The 21,075-nt window shown below is 67.1% G+C and carries 21 protein-coding genes; 13 read left to right on the top strand and 8 right to left on the bottom strand.

The genetic code is table 11. The features are described from left to right. Positions 1–12: 12 nt before the first annotated feature. From LQ772_RS00525 to LQ772_RS00535, 3 genes are all read left to right on the top strand, one after another. Positions 13–447, top strand: coding sequence for a low molecular weight protein-tyrosine-phosphatase (locus LQ772_RS00525; RefSeq protein WP_231322996.1), 435 nt, complete (start codon positions 13–15; stop codon positions 445–447). Between the two features lie 123 nt (positions 448–570). Next, on the top strand, positions 571–1,491 hold the full coding sequence (locus LQ772_RS00530) for an NAD-dependent epimerase/dehydratase family protein (protein WP_231322998.1): 921 nt from the start codon (positions 571–573) through the stop codon (positions 1,489–1,491). 140 nt (positions 1,492–1,631) lie between these two features. Then, the gene (locus LQ772_RS00535; protein WP_275045768.1) at positions 1,632–3,035 is read left to right on the top strand and encodes a mannose-1-phosphate guanylyltransferase/mannose-6-phosphate isomerase; all 1,404 of its coding nucleotides are present in this window, start codon (positions 1,632–1,634) and stop codon (positions 3,033–3,035) included. Between the two features lie 64 nt (positions 3,036–3,099). Here the strand turns inward: LQ772_RS00535 and LQ772_RS00540 are convergent, their stop codons facing one another. Continuing rightward, positions 3,100–4,470: a M20/M25/M40 family metallo-hydrolase gene (locus tag LQ772_RS00540; RefSeq protein WP_231323002.1), complete on the bottom strand. Its 1,371-nt coding sequence runs from the start codon at positions 4,468–4,470 to the stop codon at positions 3,100–3,102. A 233-nt stretch (positions 4,471–4,703) separates the two neighbouring features. On the opposite strand from LQ772_RS00540, the gene LQ772_RS00545 reads away from it, so the two are divergent. After that, positions 4,704–5,366, top strand: a complete 663-nt coding sequence (locus tag LQ772_RS00545; RefSeq protein ID WP_231323004.1) for a hypothetical protein — start codon at positions 4,704–4,706, stop codon at positions 5,364–5,366. A gap of 2 nt (positions 5,367–5,368) precedes the next feature. Then, the gene (locus LQ772_RS00550) at positions 5,369–6,007 is read left to right on the top strand and encodes a helix-turn-helix transcriptional regulator (protein WP_231323006.1); all 639 of its coding nucleotides are present in this window, start codon (positions 5,369–5,371) and stop codon (positions 6,005–6,007) included. 36 nt (positions 6,008–6,043) lie between these two features. Here LQ772_RS00550 and LQ772_RS00555 read toward each other — a convergent pair whose 3' ends face one another. From LQ772_RS00555 to LQ772_RS00565, 3 genes are all read right to left on the bottom strand, one after another. Then, positions 6,044–6,763 carry a pseudouridine synthase gene (locus tag LQ772_RS00555; protein ID WP_231323008.1) on the bottom strand — a complete coding sequence of 240 codons (720 nt, stop codon included), beginning with the start codon at positions 6,761–6,763 and terminating at the stop codon, positions 6,044–6,046. 10 nt (positions 6,764–6,773) lie between these two features. After that, positions 6,774–7,553 carry an ABC transporter permease gene (locus LQ772_RS00560; RefSeq protein ID WP_231323010.1) on the bottom strand — a complete coding sequence of 260 codons (780 nt, stop codon included), beginning with the start codon at positions 7,551–7,553 and terminating at the stop codon, positions 6,774–6,776. 104 nt (positions 7,554–7,657) lie between these two features. After that, a complete protein-coding gene (locus LQ772_RS00565; RefSeq protein WP_231323012.1) occupies positions 7,658–8,593 on the bottom strand; it encodes an ABC transporter ATP-binding protein in 936 nt (311 codons plus the stop codon). Positions 8,594–8,683: 90 nt separating this feature from the next. Between LQ772_RS00565 and LQ772_RS00570 the strand changes: the two genes are divergently transcribed. Continuing rightward, positions 8,684–9,430: a ferredoxin--NADP reductase gene (locus tag LQ772_RS00570; protein WP_231323014.1), complete on the top strand. Its 747-nt coding sequence runs from the start codon at positions 8,684–8,686 to the stop codon at positions 9,428–9,430. Between the two features lie 336 nt (positions 9,431–9,766). Then, positions 9,767–10,117 carry a hypothetical protein gene (locus tag LQ772_RS00575; protein WP_231323015.1) on the top strand — a complete coding sequence of 117 codons (351 nt, stop codon included), beginning with the start codon at positions 9,767–9,769 and terminating at the stop codon, positions 10,115–10,117. A 161-nt stretch (positions 10,118–10,278) separates the two neighbouring features. Here the strand turns inward: LQ772_RS00575 and LQ772_RS00580 are convergent, their stop codons facing one another. From LQ772_RS00580 to LQ772_RS00595, 4 genes are all read right to left on the bottom strand, one after another. After that, positions 10,279–11,433: a fimbrial protein gene (locus tag LQ772_RS00580; protein WP_231323017.1), complete on the bottom strand. Its 1,155-nt coding sequence runs from the start codon at positions 11,431–11,433 to the stop codon at positions 10,279–10,281. 141 nt (positions 11,434–11,574) lie between these two features. Further along, a complete protein-coding gene (locus LQ772_RS00585) occupies positions 11,575–14,382 on the bottom strand; it encodes a fimbria/pilus outer membrane usher protein (RefSeq protein WP_231323019.1) in 2,808 nt (935 codons plus the stop codon). After that, positions 14,379–15,122: a fimbrial biogenesis chaperone gene (locus tag LQ772_RS00590; protein ID WP_231323021.1), complete on the bottom strand. Its 744-nt coding sequence runs from the start codon at positions 15,120–15,122 to the stop codon at positions 14,379–14,381. Before LQ772_RS00590 ends, LQ772_RS00585 begins: the two co-directional genes overlap by 4 nt. 79 nt (positions 15,123–15,201) lie before the next feature. After that, entirely contained in the window at positions 15,202–15,750 is a 549-nt protein-coding gene (locus LQ772_RS00595; protein WP_231323023.1) for a fimbrial protein, read from the bottom strand. A 456-nt stretch (positions 15,751–16,206) separates the two neighbouring features. Here LQ772_RS00595 and LQ772_RS00600 point away from each other — a divergent pair, with 456 nt between their 5' ends. From LQ772_RS00600 to LQ772_RS00625, 6 genes are all read left to right on the top strand, one after another. Beyond that, a complete protein-coding gene (locus LQ772_RS00600) occupies positions 16,207–16,806 on the top strand; it encodes a hypothetical protein (RefSeq protein ID WP_231323025.1) in 600 nt (199 codons plus the stop codon). A gap of 9 nt (positions 16,807–16,815) precedes the next feature. Further along, on the top strand, positions 16,816–17,217 hold the full coding sequence (locus tag LQ772_RS00605) for a hypothetical protein (RefSeq protein WP_231325828.1): 402 nt from the start codon (positions 16,816–16,818) through the stop codon (positions 17,215–17,217). Then, positions 17,214–17,405, top strand: coding sequence for a helix-turn-helix transcriptional regulator (locus LQ772_RS00610; RefSeq protein WP_231323027.1), 192 nt, complete (start codon positions 17,214–17,216; stop codon positions 17,403–17,405). Before LQ772_RS00605 ends, LQ772_RS00610 begins: the two co-directional genes overlap by 4 nt. 129 nt (positions 17,406–17,534) lie before the next feature. Then, on the top strand, positions 17,535–19,109 hold the full coding sequence (locus LQ772_RS00615) for an alpha/beta hydrolase (RefSeq protein WP_231323029.1): 1,575 nt from the start codon (positions 17,535–17,537) through the stop codon (positions 19,107–19,109). After that, positions 19,106–19,840, top strand: a complete 735-nt coding sequence (locus LQ772_RS00620; RefSeq protein WP_231323031.1) for an ABC transporter ATP-binding protein — start codon at positions 19,106–19,108, stop codon at positions 19,838–19,840. The genes LQ772_RS00615 and LQ772_RS00620 overlap by 4 nt, the downstream gene beginning before the upstream one ends. Continuing rightward, positions 19,837–21,045 carry an ABC transporter permease gene (locus tag LQ772_RS00625; RefSeq protein ID WP_425600815.1) on the top strand — a complete coding sequence of 403 codons (1,209 nt, stop codon included), beginning with the start codon at positions 19,837–19,839 and terminating at the stop codon, positions 21,043–21,045. Before LQ772_RS00620 ends, LQ772_RS00625 begins: the two co-directional genes overlap by 4 nt. Positions 21,046–21,075 lie beyond the last annotated feature (30 nt).

Genomic DNA, 21,075 nt, shown 5'->3' on the forward strand with positions numbered 1-21,075 from the left:
GGATGGAAGGTCGTGTTCGACAAGGTTTTGGTCGTCTGCATCGGCAACATCTGCCGCAGTCCCACGGCGGAATACCTGCTGCGCGAACGGCTGCGCGGGCGGGCTACGACCGTCGATTCAGCCGGACTGGCCGCGCTCGAGGGGAAGCCGATCGACCCGCTGGCCGGTGCCCTCCTTGCCGAGCGCGGCATCGATGCATCGCCTCATCGCGCGCGCCAGCTGGACAAGGCGGCGATCGTCGCCGCCGACCTGATCCTGGTGATGCAGCGCACCCATTTGGACAGCCTCGCCAGGTACTCGCCACACGCGGTGGGGCGCACTTTCCTGCTTGGAAAATGGCAGGGGGATCGCGATATCCCCGATCCCTACCGCAAGCCGCGCGATGCCTTCGAACACGCCTACCGGCTCATCGAAGAAGGCGTCGATGCCTGGCAGAAGCATCTTTGATGTTTTGAGGCACACTGCACAATTCTGCTGTCTTGTCTGCCTGGTGCGTGCAGAATAGGGCTTGGCCGCTGCTCGGGGGAGTTCAGGGCCAGATACGCAGGCGTGAATCAACGGGGTAGGGCCATGAACCTGGATGCGCGCATTCTCGTCACCGGGCGGTGCGGCTGGGTCGGCGGTGCGGTAGTGCGTCGCCTTTGGGCGGCCGGTTACGACAACATCCGCTTTCTGGGACCGGACGAGGTGAACCTCGTCCGGCCCGCATCGGTGGATGCATTTTTCCTTCGGCACCGGCCCGAGTACGTGTTCCTCACCGCAGCGCGCGAAGGCGTCGCGGGTGGGCGCTCGGACGAGGCGGTCCGCGAAAGCCTTGCGGTCCAGGCCAACGTGATCCATGCCGCGTGGCGGGCGGACGTGCGCAAACTGTGCTTCCTGGCTTCGTCGAGCATCCATCCCGCAGGCGCGCTGCCTCCGTTGCGCGAAGGGGCGCTGCTGTCCGCGGCATTCCAGCCGGGCGAAGACGGCGAGGCGCTCGCGCAGATCGCCGGCATCCGCATGTGCCAGGCCTACCGGCGGCAGTATCGCTTCGATGCGATCGGCGTCGTCCCGGCCGAGCTCTACGGGCCGGGCGACAGTCCCGGCGCACAGGCGGGCGTGTTGCCGGCCCTGGTCCGCCGTCTGCATGAAGCGCACGCGGACGGCCTTCCGCAGCTGGCGATCGATGGCGTGGCGGCGCGGCCCTGGCTGCAGGTGGACGATTTCGCCGATGCGGCCTTGTTCCTGATGCGCCGTTACAGCAGCGACGTCCCGGTCAACGTCGATGGCGGGGAGGAAGTTGCCTTTGCGGACGTGGCTCGCATGGCGGCCGATGCCATCGGCTACCGGGGGCGGCTGGTCCATCGGACGCGCGCACCGGAGCCCACGCGCGCGATGCCCGAGGGCTTGCGGCTCAACGGCATGGGCTGGTCGCCCTGCATGCTGCTGCGCGACGGGGTCGAGCAGATGTGCACGTGGCTTCTGCAGGGCGCGGGCGCGCTGGTCGCGTAGGGCAGACGCGCGCAAGCTGCGCTCCCGCAGGGCATCATGTGTCTTTCGCGCGGTGGCCGCTCCCGGTCGGATCGGGAGCGGAGCCTGTCTCGCTCGTTGGCATGCCTGCGCCAGGTGCGGCAGGCCGGATGGAGAAGTGGATGGTTCCGGTGATTCTTTCGGGTGGCTCGGGTACGCGCCTGTGGCCGTTGTCGCGCGAGGCGTATCCAAAGCAGTTCCTGCCGCTGGCGGGTCCGGACACCATGTTGCAGGCGACCTGGCTGCGCATCGCGCCGCTGGCTTCGGCCGCACCCATGGTGGTGGCCAACGAGGAGCACCGCTTCATGGTGGCCGAGCAGTTGCGCCAGGTCGGCTGCGTGCCGTCGGCGATCCTGCTCGAACCGGTCGGGCGCAACACCGCGCCGGCGATCGCCGTGGCCGCGCTGCAGGCGACCGCCGAGGGCGCCGATCCGCTGTTGCTGGTGCTGCCCTCCGATCACGTGATCAAGGACGCGGCGGCGTTCCAGGCCGCCGTGCGCCAGGCCGAACCAGCCGCGGCGCAGGGGCGGCTGGTCACCTTCGGCATCGTGCCGGACGCTCCGGAGACCGGCTATGGCTACATCCGTGCCGGCGCCGAGGTGGGCGGGGGCGTGCGCCAGGTGGCGCAGTTCGTGGAAAAGCCGGACGCGGCCACGGCGCAGCAATACGTCGCCTCGGGCGAGTACGTGTGGAACAGCGGAATGTTCCTTTTCCGCGCCTCGGTGTTCCTGGCCGAGCTCGAGCGCCAGCAGCCGGCCATCCTGGAGGCCTGCCGTGCCGCGATCGAGGGCGCCTCGCGCGATGCCGATTTCGTGCGGTTGGACAAGGCCGCCTTCGCCGCGTGCCCGTCCGACTCGATCGACTACGCCGTCATGGAACACACCGACGCCGCTGCCGTGCTGCCGATCGACGTGGGCTGGAACGACTTGGGCAGCTGGTCGGCGTTGTGGGAAGTGGCCGAGCAGGATGGCGACGGCAACGCGCACCACGGCGACGTGCTCGCGCAGGATTGCCGCAACACGCTGGCATGGGGCGAGGGCCGCCTGGTCGCCTTGCTGGGGCTGGAGGACGTGGTGGTGGTCGACACCGCCGACGCGGTGCTGGTCGCACACAAGGACCGGGTGCAGGACGTCAAGGGCATCGTCGCGCGGCTCAAGGCGCAAGGGCGCGGCGAGCCGGCCAGCCACCGCAAGGTCTATCGCCCGTGGGGCAGCTACGACTCGATCGACGTGGGCGAGCGGTTCCAGGTCAAGCGCATCACGGTCAATCCGGGCGCTTCCCTGAGCCTGCAGATGCACCACCACCGTGCCGAGCATTGGGTGGTGGTCAGTGGCACCGGCCGCATCACCCGCGGAGACGAGGTGCTCACGCTGACGGAAAACCAGAGCACCTACATCCCGCTGGGCGTGAGGCACCGGCTGGAGAACCCGGGCCGCCTGCCGCTCGAGCTGATCGAAGTGCAGTCCGGCAGCTACCTGGGCGAAGACGACATCGTGCGTTTCGAGGACGCGTACGGCCGGGGTTGAGCGCGGGCCCGTGTCTTTCTACCGGTGGAACGGCCGGTGGGGCCACCGGGCGACAACATCCAAGTCAGCGCCGCTCAGCCTCCGGCGGTGAGCGTTCGAAGCTTCCCGCGTCGCCCGGAAAGACCACCGGGCTTTCGTATCCGTCGGCGGACACCGACGACACGCCGAAGAACCAGTCGTCGATCACCACGTCCCTGAGCACCGCGTGGTCCACGTCGCCGACCGCGCGCGCGTGCTGCCACCGCGGCGCGGTGGTGTCGCGCCAGTGCACGCGGTAGCCCGCCGCGCCGGGCACTTTGCGCCAGCTCACCGTGGTGTCGGTGGCCAGCGCACCCTTGGTGTCCACGCCGGCAGGCGGCGCGGGCGCGCGGCCCAGGGTCGCCATCGTGATCGCGTCGAGCGCGGTGACGCGCGCGAGGTAACGGAAGTCGATGCCGTCGATGGTGTCGCCGTAGCCGGGACGCAGGTCCTGGTGCTGGCGGGTGTAGTCCTCGTGCGCTTCGGTCACGCGCACCGCCGGGAAGCCCGCCTGCAGGAACGGCACCTGGTCCCCGCCGCGGCCGTAGCGGTCGGTGCGGTAGACCATGCGCACGTGGAAGTCGGGCAGGTAGGTGTCGGCCAAGCGGTCCATCAAGCGGGCCACGTTGCGCGAGGGCGAATCGACCTCGCCGCCGTGGTAGCGGCGATAGGCGGCCTGCTCCAGCGTCTCGTTGCTCCTGGTGCCTTCGGAAAACACGCGCACCACGGTGTTGTCGCGCACGCCGTTCTGGCCGCGGCTGTTGCCGACGATGTCGTTGTTGAGCTGGGCCTCCACGCGCCAGCCGTGCGCCACCGCGTAGTCGGCCAGCACCTTGCCGCCGTACAGGCCCTGCTCCTCGCCGGAGAGCGCGGCGAATACCAGGGTGGCGCGGTTGTCCTGTTTCGAGAGCAGCCGCGCGGCCTCGATCAGTGCGGCGACGCCGGAGGCGTCGTCGTTGGCACCGGGAGCATCGTGGGTGGTGTCCATGACGTCGGTGACGCGGGAGTCCAGGTGCCCGGTGATCACGATGACGCGGTCCGGGTCGGTGCTGCCACGCTTGATGGCGACCACGTCCATGACCTCTACCGGCTTGGGCGCGCGTTCGCCGGTGAACGTCTGCGAGGGCGTGATGATCTCGAGGCAGCCGCCACAGTCATGGCTGATGCGTTCGAAGCGCGCCTGGACCCAGCGCCGCGCGGCGCCGATGCCGCGGTTATCCGAACGGGTGTCCGACAGCGTGTGGCGGGTGCCGAAGCCGACCAGCGCGGTGATCGTGGCGCGCAGCTCCCGTTCGCTGGGAGCGCTGGCCAGCGCGCGCAGCTCGGAATGCTCGACCGGCTGCGCCGGCGGGCTGGCAAGCGCGGCGGTGGCGAAGGAGAGCAGCGCGGCGAGCAGCAGGCGGTGGCGGGGAAACATGGCATGCGTCCACTGGGAAAGCGCCTACCTTACAAGCCACGACACACCTGTAGGACCCCACGTGTGGGCGATGCTCTTGTGCACCGTCCGCCAGGGGAATCGCCTGCAAGCGGGCTCCTTTCATGCTCGGCAAGGCGATATACAAGAGGCTTTACACATACGTCTATTGCGCGTAAACCTGGCCCATCCAGACTTCCACCGTCGCAACCGCGACGATCCTTCTGGAGCCCGTCATGAAAACTTCCACCTGCCTGTCCGCCGCCATCCTTGCTGCCGTCTTTGCCGCGGCGACCCCCACGATGGCCGAGGCGACCCCCGCGATGGCCATGCAGACCCAAAGCCCGGCGTCCGCCGTGCCCGCCGCGCCCAAGCTCGACGCCGCGATGCGCTCGCTCTGGCACGGCCATGCCGTGCACACCCGCGACTACGCGCTGGCCGTGCACGCCCATGACAGCGCCAAGGCCAAGGCCGCGGCTGACGCGGTGGTGGCCAATGCCAAGCAGATCGCCGATGCGGTCGGCGGCTTCTATGGCAAGCCGGCCGGGGCGCGCATGCTCGAGCTGCTCGCCGGTCACTGGGGCGGCGTCAAGGCGCTGACCGATGCGCGCGCCGCCAATGACGCCACCGCCGAGCGCAAGGCCATGGCCGACCTGCAGTCGAACGTCACGGCGATCGCCCAGTTCCTCTCCGGCGCCAACCCGAACCTGCCGGCGAACGCCGTGCAGGGCCTGATGGCCACGCACGTCGCGCACCACGCCACGCAGGTCCAGCAGATCATGGCCGGCGACATGAAGGGCGAGCAGTCCACCTGGCAGGCCATCCAGGCGCACATGGACGTGATCTCCGACGCGCTGGCCGGTGCGATCGCCAAGCAGTTCCCGGCCAAGGCCGCCTGAGCATGAGCGCGCTCGCACGGCTCGGTGCCACCCAGCAGCGCCTGCTGCGCCAGTTGTTGATGGCGCCGGAGGGCTGTTCGGTGGAAGAGCTCTGCGAGCGCCTGCGCATCAGCCACAACGCGGTGCGCCAGCACCTGAGCGCCATGCTCGCGCGCGACTACGTCGAACGCGGGCAGGCGCGGGCCACCGGCGGCCGGCCGCAGGCGCGCTTCCGCCTTACCGAAAACGGGCGCGGGCTGTTCCCGCGCAATTACGGCCTGCTCAGCACGGCGCTGCTGGGCAAGCTGCGCGAGCGCTACGGGCCGGCTGCGCTGGAGGAGATGCTGCAGGACCTCGGCCGTACGCTGGGCAGCCACGAGGTACCGCTACCTCCCGAAGCCAGCCACGATGAAGTCGCGCAGCGGCTGGCCAGCCAGCTCGATGCGCTCGGTTACGAGGCGGTGGTTGCGAAGCATGGCCAGGAGCAGCACGTGGAAGCCTTCAATTGCGTGTTCCATGCCCTGGCCCGCAGCGTGCCGCAGGTCTGCAAGTTCGACCTGGCCTACATGGAAGCGGCCAGCGGCCGGCGCATCCACCACATGGAATGCATCATCCGCGGCGGCCACGTCTGCCGTTTCCGCGTCGGCGACGTGAAGCGCTGAGGCTGTGCAGCGGTTACGAGGAGCTGTCGGCGCCCCTCACCACTGCGTGCGGCCAGGCAACAGGCCGGTCAACTCCGCGTCGGTAAGGTTGCGCCACTGGCCGGGCCGCAGGTGCCCGAGGCGCACGTTGTCGATGCGCACGCGGCGAAGCTGGGTCACGCGGTAATCGAAGGCCGCCGCCATCAGCCGGATCTGCCGGTTCAGCCCCTGCGTGAGCACGATGCCGAAACCGAACCGGGCGATCTTGCGTACCTTGCACGGCAGCGTCATCTGTCCGTGGACGCGCACGCCACGCGCCATGCCGGCGAGGAAGGCATCGGTCACCGGCTTGTTGACCCCGACCAGGTACTCCTTCTCGTGGCGGTTCTCCGCGCGCAGGATTTCGTTGACGATGTCGCCGTTGCTGGTGAGCAGGATCAATCCCTCGGAATCCTTGTCCAGACGCCCGATCGGAAACACCCGCTGCGGATGGTCGACGAAATCGACGATGTTGCCGGCCACGCCCCGGTCGGTGGTGCAGGTGATGCCGACGGGCTTGTTCAGCGCGATGTAGATGGCCTTCTTCGCCGCCGGCGTGGCGGCGAGCACGCGCAGGCGCACCAGCTCGCCGTCCACCCGCACTTCGTCGCCTTCCAGTGCCTTGGCGCCGGTGCCGACCACCTCGCCGTTGATGGTGACGCGCCCGGCGACGAGCCACTCGTCCGCCTCGCGTCGTGAGCACAAGCCGGCCTCGCTGATGTATTTGTTGACGCGCATCGCGGCCGGGTCAGGAACGCAGGCCGACGCCGCGCTTGAGCAACTGCAGTGCCACGATCGACAGCGCCGCCACGAAGCCCAGCATGACCACGAACGCCACGCCGATGTTCACGTCGCTGATCCCCAGAACGCCGAAACGGAACGCGTTGACCATGTACAGGATCGGGTTGGCGCGCGAGATCGCCTGCCACGGCTCGCCCAGCATGTTGACCGAATAGAACACGCCGCCGAGATAGGTGAGCGGCGTGAGCACGAAGGTCGGTACCAGCGCGATGTCGTCGAACTTCTTGGCGTAGACCGCGTTGACGAAGCCCGCCAGCGAGAAGATCGTCGCACCGAGCAGCACCGAGAAGAACGTGATCAGCGGGTGCGCCACGTGCAGCGAGGTGAAAAACAGCGCGATCAGCAACACCAGCACGCCGACCACCAGTCCGCGCGTCACCGCGCCGGTGACGTAGCCGAGCAGGATCACCCAATTGGGCATCGGCGAGACCAGCATCTCCTCCACCGCGCGGCTGAACTTGGCGCCGAAGAACGAACTGGAGATGTTGCCGTAACTGTTGGTGATGATGCTCATCATCACCAGCCCGGGCACGATGTACTGCATGTAGCTGAAGCCGCCCTGGATGGTGCCGATGCGGCTGCCGATCAGCTTGCCGAAGATGACGAAATACAACGTCATCGTGATCGCCGGCGGGATCAGCGTCTGCGTCCAGATGCGCATGATGCGCACGATCTCGCGGCGCACGATGGTGTGCAGGGCGACGAGGTTGGTGGCGGTATTGCTCATGCTTGGGCCTTTGGCTTCGCCAGCGATGGCAGGCGTGGATGCGGGAGGAATCGTGGTCGGCGGGGTCATGCGGGGATCTGCGTGCGCTCGGTCGTGCGGATGACTCACGCGGCCTTGTCCCGCCCGCCCTCGACCAGCCTGACGAACAACTCCTCAAGGCGATTGGTCTTGTTGCGCATCGACTTGACCGTGATGCCATGCCCGGACAGCGCCGCGAACACCGAGTTGAGGTCGTGCTCGCGCGCCATCTCCACTTCGAGCGTGTAGTCGTCCACGTGGCGCAAAACCACACCCGGCATGGCCGGCAGTTCGGCCGGTGCGGCGACCACGTCCAGTACGAACGTCTCCACGTCCAGCGTCGCCAGCAGCCGCTTCATCGTGGTGTTCTCCACGATCGTGCCGTGGTCGATGATCGCGATGTTGCGGCACAGCTGTTCGGCTTCCTCCAGGTAGTGCGTGGTGAGGATCACCGTGGTACCCGCCGCGTTGATGCCGCTGACGAACTGCCACATGGAGCGGCGGATCTCGATGTCCACGCCGGCGGTCGGCTCGTCCAGGATCAGGAGGCGCGGTTCGTTCATCATCGCGCGGGCGATCATCAGGCGCCGCTTCATGCCGCCGGAGAGCATGCGCGCCTGGTGCTGCGCCTTGTCCCACAGGCGCAATTCCTTGAGGTACTTCTCCGCGCGCTGCGCCGCGATCTTGCGCGGGATGCCGTAGAAGCCGGCCTCGTTCACGCAGATGTCGAACGGCTTCTCGAACTGGTTGAAGTTGATCTCCTGCGGCACCAGGCCGATCAGCTTCATCGCCTCGTTGCGCTGCTGGTTGACCGATACGCCGAAGATGCGCGCATCGCCGCCGGTGGAGTTGACCAGCGAGGAAAGGATGCCGATCAGCGTCGACTTGCCGGCGCCGTTGGGACCGAGCAACGCGAAGAAATCGCCCTGCTGTACGGTCAGCGAGACGCCCTTGAGGGCTTCGACGCCGTTGCCGTAGGTCTTGCGCAGGTTGTCGACGACGAGTGCGGGAACAGGGGACATGGGCTGCACCGTGGGGGCCAGCCCTTTATTATACGGGGTCGTTTACCTGCACCCCGCTCACGCCGGGCGTGCCTACCGCTCCGGAATCCCATGGCCGACCACTTCACCCTCCGTCTCGTCGACAGCTTCATGCTCGCGCCCAGCGTGCGCCACCTGGTGTTCGAGCGCGCCGACGGACAGCCGCTGGCCTTCCAGCCCGGGCAGTTCCTGCAGGTGCACTTCCACTACGAGGACGGCACGGCGACCAAGCGCAGCTATTCGGTGGCGACCGTGGGCGACGGCAGTTCGCCGACCATGCGCATCGAGATCGCGGTGAGCTACGTCGAGGGTGGCGCCGCCACCCGGCTGCTGGGCAATCTGCAGCCGGGCGAGACCATCGAGGCCAGCGGCCCCTACGGCCGCTTCTGCCTGCACCCGGGCGACGCCCACCCGCGCTACCTGCTGCTGGCCACCGGTACCGGCGTCACGCCCTACCGCGCCATGCTGCCGCAGATCCGGCAGTTGCTCGCCAGGGGCGATCGCGAGGTGGTGCTGCTCTACGGCGCCCGCAACGAGGAAGAACTGCTCTACGGCGAGGAATTCGAGGCCTTCGCCAAGGAAAACCCCGGTTTCACCTTCCACGGCTGCCTGAGCCGCCAGCCCCGCGCCGTGCCGCGCCCGCACGACCGCAGCGGCCACGTGCAGGGCGTCCTGGCCGAACTGGCGCCGCACGCGGACCGCGACATCGCCTACCTGTGCGGCAACCCCAACATGGTCGATGCCGCCTTCACCGCGTTGAAGGAATACGGCCTGCCCGTCGCGCAGATCCGCCGCGAGAAGTACATCTCGTCGCGCTGAGCCCGCTGCCGCACCCTCGTTAGGAGCCCACTGTGGGCGATGCTCTCTTTTTCCACCCTGTGACAAGAGCATCGCCCACAAGTGGGCTTCTACAAAAAGCTCGCCAGCCGCCCCCTTTTTCAAGTTTGTTGCGCCCGCGTCGATAACTACCCCGCCAGCGCAGGCGTCCTGCTCACCACCAGTCCGCTAAACCTTCCCCCGAGCCCGGGCCCGTCAATAATGTGACGGGGTTCGCGCTTTCGGAGGGAGGCCCCGTCGCGTGCCATAAAGGGCGGGAGGGTCATGCCGAAAGCGTCTTCAGGTACGCGTGTTCACGTGTGCCCGGAGGATTTGCTTATGTGTGGTCGAAACCGCTGGTTGGCATGCGTTCTGGGCACCTTCGCGGCTCTCGTGGCCACCGGCGCACACGCCGATGGTGGGCGGGTCAATTTCAGCGGACGTATCGTCGAGGACACGTGTCCGGTCGGCCCCGATATCCAGACTGGCGCGGGCAATGGCGGTGCGGGCGGCGGTGCGGGCGGCAGGGTCGCCTGCGGGACCCCGGGTAGCCATAACCGCAGTTATGACGTTACCCGAACGGTCCTCACGGGCAACGAGCCTGATCGCGTGCTCAGGTATTTCAGTGATTACGTCCACGCCAGCTACGCCGACGCGCAACCGACCCTGGTGGTCCGCGTCTACGAATAAGCCGGCCGCGCCGCAGTCTTACATGGTAAATCGAGCGTCAGAGCGTCGTCTGGCTCCGAGCGCCGTGAAGCTCCCATCGCAGGCCAGGCTGCCGATGGCTCGAGCCGTTCCGTGCTTGCTTACGTCACGCCCCCATCGTGGGCTGGCCGGGCTCATCGTCGCTACTGGTACGTCAACGTGTAGGTTGCCGCGGCTTGAACCTGGCCAGGCGTTATCGTCGCCGCGGTCTGGTAATACCGGGCATAGAGATTGATCGTGTAATTGGAGTTGGCGCCGTTCGTGGTTCCCGTCGGAAACGCGGTGTCGAACGTTACCGGCGTGGCGCCGTCGGGTCGAAGGATCTGGACCCCTACGCCACTGGCGTAGCCCGCGCCGGTGGTAGCGTCGATGACGCCACTGGCGGCGTTGGGACTGCTGGTACTCAGCGTCGCACTTACGTCCAGGTTGGTTGAGCAGCCGGTGAGGTTGATCGCGAAGCGCGTCGTGCCCGCCGTGGCGCCGACAGCACCAAAGGCATTTGCAGCCACGGACGGCAGGGTAACGGTTACGTTTTTGCTGCCCGTGGACACATTGCAGGTGGAGGCAGTGAACGTGACGCCGCCTGATTGAAAGATGATGACGGTTTTAACGGCTGCGTTCGTGTCGCAGCCGTTGTAGTCACCGTTCGACTTGACTCGGGGCTTAGTACAGATGTTGTCGAACTGCCATTCGCCAAGGACCGTCCCGGCTGGAATGTTGCTTCCATTGCTTGGCAGCACGCCGGTCGAAATCAACTGGAACGTCGTGGTGTTGGTGAAGCTTGTCGTAAGCCCGCCGCTCAATGAATCGCCTGGATATAACGGTATCGCGTTGCCCGAGCGCAAGATTTGAAATGCTACCCCCGGTGTGGGGCTGTAAATCGTGTTGTTGGCAGGGTTATAGGTGCCGTAAGACGGCTGCAGTCCGCCGTCGGTGCCACCATTTTGGCAGGCTATGTAGATGGTGCCACTGCTGGCTGTGGCAGCCCTCGGGGGGCCGATGGCGCTACCGCCGGGAGCGGGTGGATTGGAGAGCGGAATCGTGATGCTGTCGAAGGTGACGATTTGCACCGGCGGGGCATCTATCGCGTTGCTGTTGTTGCCGCTGCCGTCCCGGAAATAACATTGCGCTTGCGCTGCTTCCACAGTCGCCGGCCAGACAAGCAGGCCCGACAGAAATGCCAATAGGCACAACCCCGCCCAAACCGGGCGCGATGGGCTGATCCAGGCGCGATGTGCCTGGGCTCGTACAGTCGCAATGGGTGAATGGTGCATATCGGTCTCGACGGTTTCAGGCACGAAGTGCAGCGTTTGAGAGAAACGGAAAATACCTGGATGGAATGCCGCAATTTCGCGTCGAATTGTTCAGGGCATTTGATTCACCATGCGCTGAAGCGCGCTGATGCCAAAGTGCCCGGGTAGTGAGCTTGGCCTATTGCGTCAGGTGTTGCTGCTCGTGGGAGTTGGCGTACATGTCGCGCTAACTTCCTGGTATTTGTCCAGGCGGGCTTCGTTGCCGCGCGGCTCGATGTGATAGCTGAACGAGCACGATTTGGTCGCTCCGTGATCGTCCTGCCAGCGTGCGGTCAGTGTGCCGGCTTGATCGACACCGCGAACGAGGATCTGTCCCGCCTGTCCGACCACGCCGACCGGGATATCCGAGGTACCGAAGACCTGCGCACCGAAGGGGAGCGCTTGCCCGCTGGCGAGGCGCGCGCGCACGATGGCGGGGCGGCCGGTCTGCGTTTTGAATTTCAGCAACACCACCGCACCGGCGTGCGGCGCAACCTGGGCGCTGGTGGCATCGAGCTGGACATCCAGCGGCAGGCCCTTGGGATCGATCTCGATGGTGTTTAGGTTGTACGGGGTCAGGTAGGGCACCAGCGCATAGCCGAAGCGGTCGATGCGCGTGCCGGTGGCGCTGTTCAGGCGTGCGCCCGTGGCGCCCGGCACGTACACGATGCCGACCGTGTCGCCCATCGGCTGCCCGAATGTGACGCCGCCCGGATGCGCGACCACCGCCCCGCTCACGCCCAGCGAGGTCTGCGAATAACCGCTGCCGCTGCCGGCGCTGGCGTTGAACACCGCGTACGGGCTGCGGTAGCCGCCGTTGAGGCTGCCTGCGTTGCCGCTGTCGCCATGCGACACGGTTGCACCGTAGTTGAACTGGTTGTCCACGCCGGCCGAGCCGTTTAGCATGGCCTGCTCCTGCATGCTGCCCAGCTGATCGCGGGACAGGTTGAGGCTCAGGCTCGGCGCATGCCCGCTATCGCCCAGCGGCAAGCTGAAGCTCGCGAAATACTCGTTGTCGTAGTGGCCGGACGGATCGCGCGTGCGCGTGGCCGAAATGCCGTAGCTCAGCCGACCGAACGAATTGTTGTAGCCGAGCTGGAACTGGGTGTCGGTGCCGCCGCGGTCCCAGTAATCGCTCGCCGACACATTGGTATAGAACGAACCGCCCTGGTCGCCCAGGCGCTGGCTCAATGTCAGGTCGAAGCGGTTGCGCTGGCGCTGCAAGCGGGCCGTATTGACCGGGTCGATCGCGGTGCCGGACAGCGCGGCCTGTTGACCCGGCGTCAGCGCGGTCTGCAGCGGCACCCCGTCGATGAGGGTGACGGCCGCCGGCGGCACGTAGCCAAACGCATCAAGACCACGCCGGGCGTAGTCGCGCGCCAGCGCAGCGTCGGTCAGGTCGAGGTAGCCGCTGGTCGAATAGCGATAGGCGGCCACCGACAGCGAAGTGTTCGTTTCCGGCAGGATCTTGCTGTAGCTCACCCGCATGCTGCGACCCGAGCGGCTCGAGTCAGCCTCATCGGCGCCGCCCGGAATGCGCGCATGCGCCTCGGTCACGTCGAACGCCAGCGCGCCATAGCGCGTGTTGAGCGCCGCACCAAGCACAACAGCCGCGTACGCCTGCGCGCCCTCGACGCCGGCGTAGCCGGTGACCAGGTTGTTGAAGCCGTGCTGCACGGTGCCTTGCACCACGGTGGGCCGGTCCAGCAGCGACCGATTGCGCAGCTCGCCCGCTGCGAAACCGAAACGGGTGGTTCCGGGCCGCAGCAGTTGCGCCAGCGACGCATACGGCACCGCGAAGGTGCGCGTGCGGCCGTCCGCCTCGGTCACCGTTACATCGAGGTTGCCGCCGTAGCCGGTCGGGTAGAGGTCGCTGATGGTGAACGGGCCGGGCGCCACCGTGGCCTGGTAGATCTGCACCCCGTTCTGGCTTACGGTGACCTTGGCGTTGCTGTTGGCCACACCGCGAACCACAGGGGCATACCCGCGCAGCGAGTCCGGCAACATGCGGTCGTCGGTTGCCAATTGCACGCCGCGCAGGCCGAAACTGTCGAAGACACCGCCGTCGGTATAGCTGTCACCGATGGTCAGCTGGGCGCGCAGCGAGGGCAGGTCGCGGCGCAGGTAGCTGTCGATGGTCTGCCAGTGCTTTTGCGCCCGCGCGCCTGCGGTGGCCGACTGCCAGTTGACGGCGGAATCCTGCCGCAAATGCCAGGGCCCGATATTGAAACCCGCATTCAGGCCCAGGTACGAGCTGGTCTGACTCAGGCCACGGCTGCTGCTGTGATAGCTGTTGAAATTGTAGTTGAGCAGCGCCGCCGGTACGCCGGCATCCCAGTATTCAGGGCTGACGTAACCGCGCGGCATCTGCCCCAGGTAGGCTTGCGGCACGCTGGTGTCCAGCCGCAAGTCGGCCATGTCGACGCTCATCGTGGCGTCGGGGATCAGCTCGCCGACGCTTACGCAGGCGGCCGGATCCTGCAGCTGGTCCTGCAGCTCTACGGAGTGTTTGGCCGGATGCAGGCCCAACTGATCGAGCAGCTTGCGATCCACGCACGGGGTCGCGCTGTCCTGCATCGATGCGGCCTCGAAACGCACGTCGCGGCGTCCGACCCAGACCGTATTGAGATAGATGTCCAGGTTGTAGTTGCCCGGCAACACCGGGTTGCCGTGTTCGAAGCGCGACAGGTCGGTCGTGTTGCTGCCGGCGCCTGATAGCAGGTTGCGATCGAAGCTGGCGTCCGCGCGGCTCGCATCGATCCCGCTGGCATCGGCCGCGGCAAAGCCCCCGGTTGCGACCGGCGCGGCAGCCATGGCGTCGGCAAGCGCAGCCGCCCGCGTGACGTCCACTGGTGCGCCCAATGCGATGGCAACGCACGAGCACAGCAACGCCCGACGGTACGCGCCATGCCGACGCGGGCGACCCGCGTGGCGCATGGCATGCCGCCGATTCATGGCGCTATGGAGCCTTGGTACGGTGCCGCGGCGCCGTAATCGTTGACGATGTCATACGCCACCGGCGTGCCCGTGGCCGGTGCCTTCGTCAGCCCCGTGACGGGCAACCGCAGCGTACCAAGGGGATCGACCATGCCCGTGTCGGCCGAATACGGTTTACCGGCGATATCCAGCGACGCCTTGATGACGGTGATGTGGTAGGCGGTCGGGTTGTGCACTTCCAGCGCATAGCCCGCGCCATCGGGCACAGCCTTCCAGGTCAGCTCGGCTGGCGCCTTGGCCAGGTCACCCGGCAAGTTGGCCGGACGATAGAAAAACTTGAGCCGCGAGCGAATCGCGAACTGCAGCAGGTTCTTGCCCGCAAACTCCGCGCCCTTGGGCTTGGGGGGAATTTCGAGCACGTTGAGCCAGAACAGCGACTCGCGATCCGCCGGCAAGTTGGCCTGGGTGGCGATGATGCGCAGGCTCTGGTCCTTGTGCGGCTCCATGCGGAAAAGCGGCGGCGTGATCAGGAACGGCACGTCGACCTTGTCCGGGGTCGAATGGGGATCGCCGCGATCGATCCACGCCTCGACCAGCGCCGGTTGGGCGCTGTCGTTGCTCAAGCGCACCGTCACCTCTCCATCCCGCGCGGGGAACACCACGCGCGTGCCGCCGATCACCACGCTGGCATGCGCAGGCAGCGCACATAGGCATAGCGCAGCCACTACCCCGCGAATGGCACGTACCAGGCTTTTCATCGAAGGCTTCCGCCGCAAAAAACAATTTCACGTGGAGCATGCGGCGGCCGGGACGTGCCGGCCGCACGCATGGTTACGCTTACTGGTAGATCACCGAGAACTGCACGCTGCTCGCGACTGCGCCCGAACCGGCGGCGCCGGTGGCGTAGTAGCGGGCGAAGTAGTTCAAGGTGGCGGTCTTGCTGGCGGAGATCGTGGCAACACCCGCACCGCTGGTCGGCGCGGCGGAACCGGCCGTGATCACGCTGTTGTCGCTGTTCACCAGCTGCACTTCGACGTTGCTGGCCGGGCTGACGGCAGTATTCACCAGACGGCCGCTGGCATTCACGTTGGGGCCGTTCTCGAAATACGTCGACGCTTTGGTCGCCGCGCCGCTGCAAGCGGACAGGTTGATCGCGAACGCGGTCTGACCGGCGGTGTTACCGGCCGCGCTCAGCGCAGCGGTGGAAACCGTCGGCAGGGTGACCGTGGCCGGGCCGGCGGCGCCGTTGACCTGCACGGTGCAGGTCGAGCCGGAGATGGTGCCGCTGAAGTTGATGGTGCCATCGACGGCATGGGCGGCGTTAGGTGCAAAGGCGGCGACGCCCAGGGTGGCAATCAATGCGGCGGAAAGAAGAGTCTTGGGCATGCTGGTTCCCTTTAGAGGTGGTGTGGTGCGGCTGACTACAAAAGGTCGGTGCGGCGCAGGCACTGCAGAAAGCTTCCAGACTGCCGTCCGCGCATTTCCAACAAGCCTGGGCATTTCCAACGCTTGTTTGTGACCTACATCGCAAATCCTGTGCCAACAGGGGCGGGGGTGGCCAAACCATTGACGCGTATGGGTTGGGTCAAAACGCCGTCTCCCTTGCGGAAAGCGGGTCGTTAGCTCCTGAGTGGACGCCCCTGTACTGCACTGGCCCCTGTGCGTCACATCTTTCACATTGTGATCACAATCACAGTTTGATCAGTCAAGTCGCGCGAGGCAAGGCCGATATGCGGTTCGTGTAAAGGGTGCTTGACACGCTGGGCGGTGACCGCCTAGCCTGTGTGTCAAGTTTGCTTGACAGGCCGCCGAGGTGGCGCGCCGTCGGCAGGGGAGCCGGACATGCCGCGTTTCAACGAGAGCCGTTACCGCAGCCAGCTGTCGGTCGCGATGGTGGCGTACATGGCCGCCATGCTGCTGGTTTGGCCGCTCAGCCGTACCGCCGCCAGCGTGCCGCTGAAGGTGGTGCTGGCGGTGGTCCCGGTGCTGCCGATGCTTTTCGTGATCGGCCTGATGGCGCGGCGGATCGGCACCAGCGACGAGTTCGAGCAGCGCGTGCACCTGGTGGCGCTGGGCGCTTCGACCGCCTTGCTCGGCGCGCTCAGCCTCGTCGGGGGGTTCCTGGCGGCAGCCGGCGTGCTGCGGCTCGACGGCAGCATCCTGATCTGGGTGTTCCCGGTGACGATGATCGGTTACGGCATCGCCCGCTGGTGGCTGCTGGTTCGCCATTACGGTGGCAGCGCCACTTGCGAGGGGGGCTCGATGGGCTGGCGGCTCGTGTTGCTGGCCGTATTGGTGCTGATGGTGTTGGGCGTGGCCTGGTGGCGGGGGCGACTGGACGATTTCGAGGCGGGCCTGCTGGTCGGCCTGCTTCCCGGTGTGCTGATCGTGCTTGCGGTCCTGTTATGGCGCCGCCTGCGTCGTCGGCCCGGCGAGGATTGAGCCGTGGCCATGCGCTTGGTGCACAGGCGATACCTCGCGCGGTTCGTGCCCGCCATGGCCGGCTACTGTGCGCTGATCGGCCTGTACGGCTGGCTTGTGCCGCGTACCGGAAGCGTTGGCCTGCGCACGCTGCTGGCGTTGCTGCCCATGCTGCCGGTGTTGATGGCGATGCGTGCCGTGGCGCTGGTCATCCGCGAACAGGACGAGCTGGAGCGGCAGCTCGACCTGCAGGCGCTGGCCGCGGCAGCCGTGTTGACCTCGTGCGGCTTCCTGAGCTTCGGGCTGTTGCTCAGCGCCGGCGTGCTGCAAGGCGTGCCGGCCGCACTGGTCGCCCTGCTGGTGCTGCCTTGCTTCTTCTGGATCTTCGGGTTGGCCAAGCTGGTGCTGGTGGTAAGGCTGCGCCGCCGATGAAGAACCAGGTGCGCGACCTGCGCGGCGGGCAGGGATGGTCGCAGGCGGACCTGGCCGAGCGGCTGGACGTTTCGCGCCAGACCGTCAATGCCATCGAGACCGGCAAATACGACCCCAGCCTGCCGCTCGCCTTCAAGATCGCGCGTCTCTTCGGGCGACCGATCGAGAACATCTTCGAGCCGGATTGAACGGAACAAGCGTCACGACGAAAAGGCAATCGCGCGACGGACGCATCGGCCTGCACGTCGAATGGGAGCCCGCGCCGATCCAGTGGTGCGGCTGGGAATCATCTGTGGGATGGGAAGGGAGTTGAGGACATGGCTTTGAAATCGCGCACGGTGTTGCGCATCGTGGTGATCGCCGGCGGGCTCGGCCTGCTCGCGTGGAAGCAGTTCCATCCGCATGCACCGGCGACGGACGCCGCCGATGCGGTCGCCGAGACGGCGCCAGCCAAATCGCAGGCCGCGGCCAAGCCGGCGACCTGGAAGCGGGGTCGGCTCACGCTGACGGCCTGCGAACTGGGCCGCCCCGACAGCGGGCTGACCACGGCCGCGTGGTGCGCGTCGTTCGAGGTGCCGGAGAACCGCGACGATCCGCACAGCCGCAAGATCAAGTTGAACCTGGCGGTGATCCGCTCCGACGCGCAGGTGCCGGCCAAGGACATGCTGGTGTTCCTCGCCGGCGGCCCCGGCCAGGCAGCGACCGAAACCTGGCCGATGATCGCGCCGGCATTCGAGCCGCTGCTGGCGCACCGCGACGTGCTGCTGATCGATCAACGCGGCACCGGCCAGTCCAACCCGCTGGACTGCAAGGCGGCTGACAAGAACGACAAGACCGGTGCGGTCGCCGGGTTCGACGCCGAGCGCCTGCGCGCCCAGGTCGTCACCTGCCTGAAGGAAGTACAGGCCAAGGCCGACCCGCGCTTCTACACCACCACCGCCGCGGTGGCCGACCTGGAGGACGCCCGCCAGGCGCTGGGCGCGCCGAGCTTCGACCTGGTCGGCGTGTCCTATGGCACGCGCGTGGCGCAGCAGTACGCCATGCATCACCCTGACACCGTGCGCAGCATCCTGCTCGACGGCGTGGTGCCCAACCAGCTGGTACTGGGCGAGGACTTCGCACGCAACCTGGAGGACGCGCTCAAGGCGCAGTTTGCCCGCTGCACCGCCGAACCTTCGTGCAAGGCACGCTTCGGCGACTCGTACCAGACGCTCTACCAGCTGCGCGATGCGTTGCGCGCCAACCCGCACAAGGTCAGCTTCCGCGACCCGCAGAACTACCAGACGGTCGAGCGCACGCTGAGCGACGACGCGCTCGCCAGCGTGGTGCGCCTGTTCGCCTATTCGCCGGTCACCACGGCGCTGCTGCCGCTGTCGATCGATGCGGCCGCCCACGGCGACGTCGGTCCGCTGCTGGGCCAGGCCAAGCTGATCAGCGGCGACATGGCCGACAGCATGAACGGCGGCATGCAGTCATCGGTGATCTGCAGCGAGGATGCCGACCTGCTCAAGCCGCGCCCGCAGGACGCCAACACGATCCTGGGTACGCGCATGATCGACACCTTGCAGGCGGTCTGCTCGGTGTGGCCGCGCGGCACGCGCCCGGCCGACTTCCACCAGCCGCTGAAGACCGCGATCCCCACGCTGCTCCTGTCGGGCCAGTTCGACCCGGTGACGCCGCCGCGCTACGGCGAGGAGGTGCTCGAGGGCCTCTCCAACGGTCGCCACCTGGTACTCAACGGCCAGGGCCATAACGTGATCGCCGCTGGCTGCATGCCCACGCTGGTGAAGAACTTCGTCGAGAAGCTCGATCCGAAGAAGCTCGATGCGAGCTGCCTGGACCGCCTGCAACCGACCCCGCTGTTCATCGATTTCAACGGAGCGACCCCATGATCGAGGTCAAGGACCTGCACAAGGCGTTCGGCTCGGTGAAAGCCGTCGACGGCGTCAGCTTCACCGCCCGCGACGGCGAGATCACCGGCCTGCTCGGCCCCAACGGCGCCGGCAAGACCACCACGCTGCGCATGCTCTACACGCTGATGAAGCCCGACCGCGGCCAGGTGCTGGTCGACGGCGCGGACGCGGCCACCGACGCGCTCACCGTGCGCCGCCACCTGGGCGTGCTGCCCGATGCACGCGGCCTGTACAAGCGCCTGACCGCGCGCGAGAACATCGACTACTTCGCGCATCTGCAGGGCTTGCCGGACGAGGAGGTGCGCAGCCGCCGCGAAGCATTGATCGAGGCGCTGGACATGGCCGACATCGCCGACCGCCGCACCGAGGGCTTCTCGCAGGGCCAGCGGGTGAAGACCGCGATCGCGCGCGCGCTGGTGCACGACCCGCGCAACGTGATCCTGGACGAACCGACCAACGGCCTGGACGTGATGGCCACCCGCGCACTGCGCCAGTTCATGCTGAAGCTCAAGGCCGAGGGGCGTTGCGTGCTGTTTTCCAGCCACATCATGCAGGAGGTGGCCGCGCTCTGCGATCGCATCGTGGTGATCGCGCACGGCCGCGTGGTGGCGGACGAGACCCCCGACGCGCTGCGCGCGCAGACCGGCGAGGCGAACCTGGAAGAAGCCTTCGTGAAACTGATCGGCACCGATGAGGGACTGGCCGCATGAACAAGATGGAGACCCACCCGCTGCGCCGCAGCCGCGCGTTCGTCACGGTGTTCCTCAAAGAAGTGCGCGAGAACCTGCGCGACCGGCGCACGCTCACCAGCGCCTTCCTCACCGGTCCGCTGCTGACGCCCCTGCTGTTCACGATGCTGATCAGCTTCACGGTCAACCGCGAACTGGACAAGGCCGAACAGCCGCTCAACGTGCCGGTGATCGGCGCGCAGTACGCACCCAACCTGGTCGGCGCGCTGAAGGCCGGCGGCGTGCTGCCGCAACCGGCGCTGGCCAACCCCGAGCAGGCCGTGCGCGACCAGCAGGCCGACCTGGTGCTGCGCATCTCGCCGGACTATGCGAAAGCCTGGCGCAAGGGCGAACCGGTGCAGGTGGAGGTGATCTACGACTCCTCCCAGCGCGATGCCAACACGCCGGTCGAGCGCGTGACCAAGCTGGTGGAGGGCTATTCCCGGCAACAGGGCGCCATGCGCCTGGTGGCGCGGGGCCTCTCGCCGGCGCTGGCCTCGCCGGTCATCGTGGCCAAGCGCGACCAGGCCACGGCGCAGTCGCGCGCGGTGCTGATGTTCAACATGCTGCCGTACCTGTTCGTGCTGACCATCTTCATCGGCGGCATGTATCTGGCGATCGACCTCACCGCCGGCGAGCGTGAGCGGCAGTCGCTGGAGCCGCTGTTTGCCAACCCGGTGCCGCGCTGGAAGGTGTTCCTGGGCAAGCTGGCGGCGATCTGCGCGTTCTCCACCGCAAGCCTGGTGATCTGCCTGATCGCGTTCTCGGTCGTCGGGCGCTTCATTCCGACCGAGAAGCTCGGCATGGAAGTCCATCTGGGAGCGTCCTTTGCCCTGCACGTGCTGCTGCTGCAGCTGCCGCTGATCGTGCTGCTGGGCGCGCTGCAATCGCTGGTCGCCGCGTTTGCCAAGAGCTACCGCGAGGCGCAGACCTACCTGTCGCTGCTGATGATGGTGCCGATCCTGCCGAGCATCTTCCTGATGGTGATGCCGCTCAAGCCGCAGGACTGGATGTACGCCGTGCCGCTGCTCGGCCAGCACCTGGGCATCATCGACCTGGTGCGCGGCGACGGCGTCGGCGCCCTGCCGCTGGTGCTGTGCCTGGCGGGCACCTCGCTGGCCGCGCTGATCGCCGCGCTGGTGACCATGCAGCTCTATCGCTCCGAGCGGCTGGCGATCTCGGGCTGACGCGAACCGGCTCCCTCTCCCGTCGGGGAG

The organism is Frateuria edaphi, from assembly GCF_021117405.1.
Taxonomy (GTDB): Bacteria; Pseudomonadota; Gammaproteobacteria; order Xanthomonadales; family Rhodanobacteraceae; genus Frateuria_A; species Frateuria_A edaphi.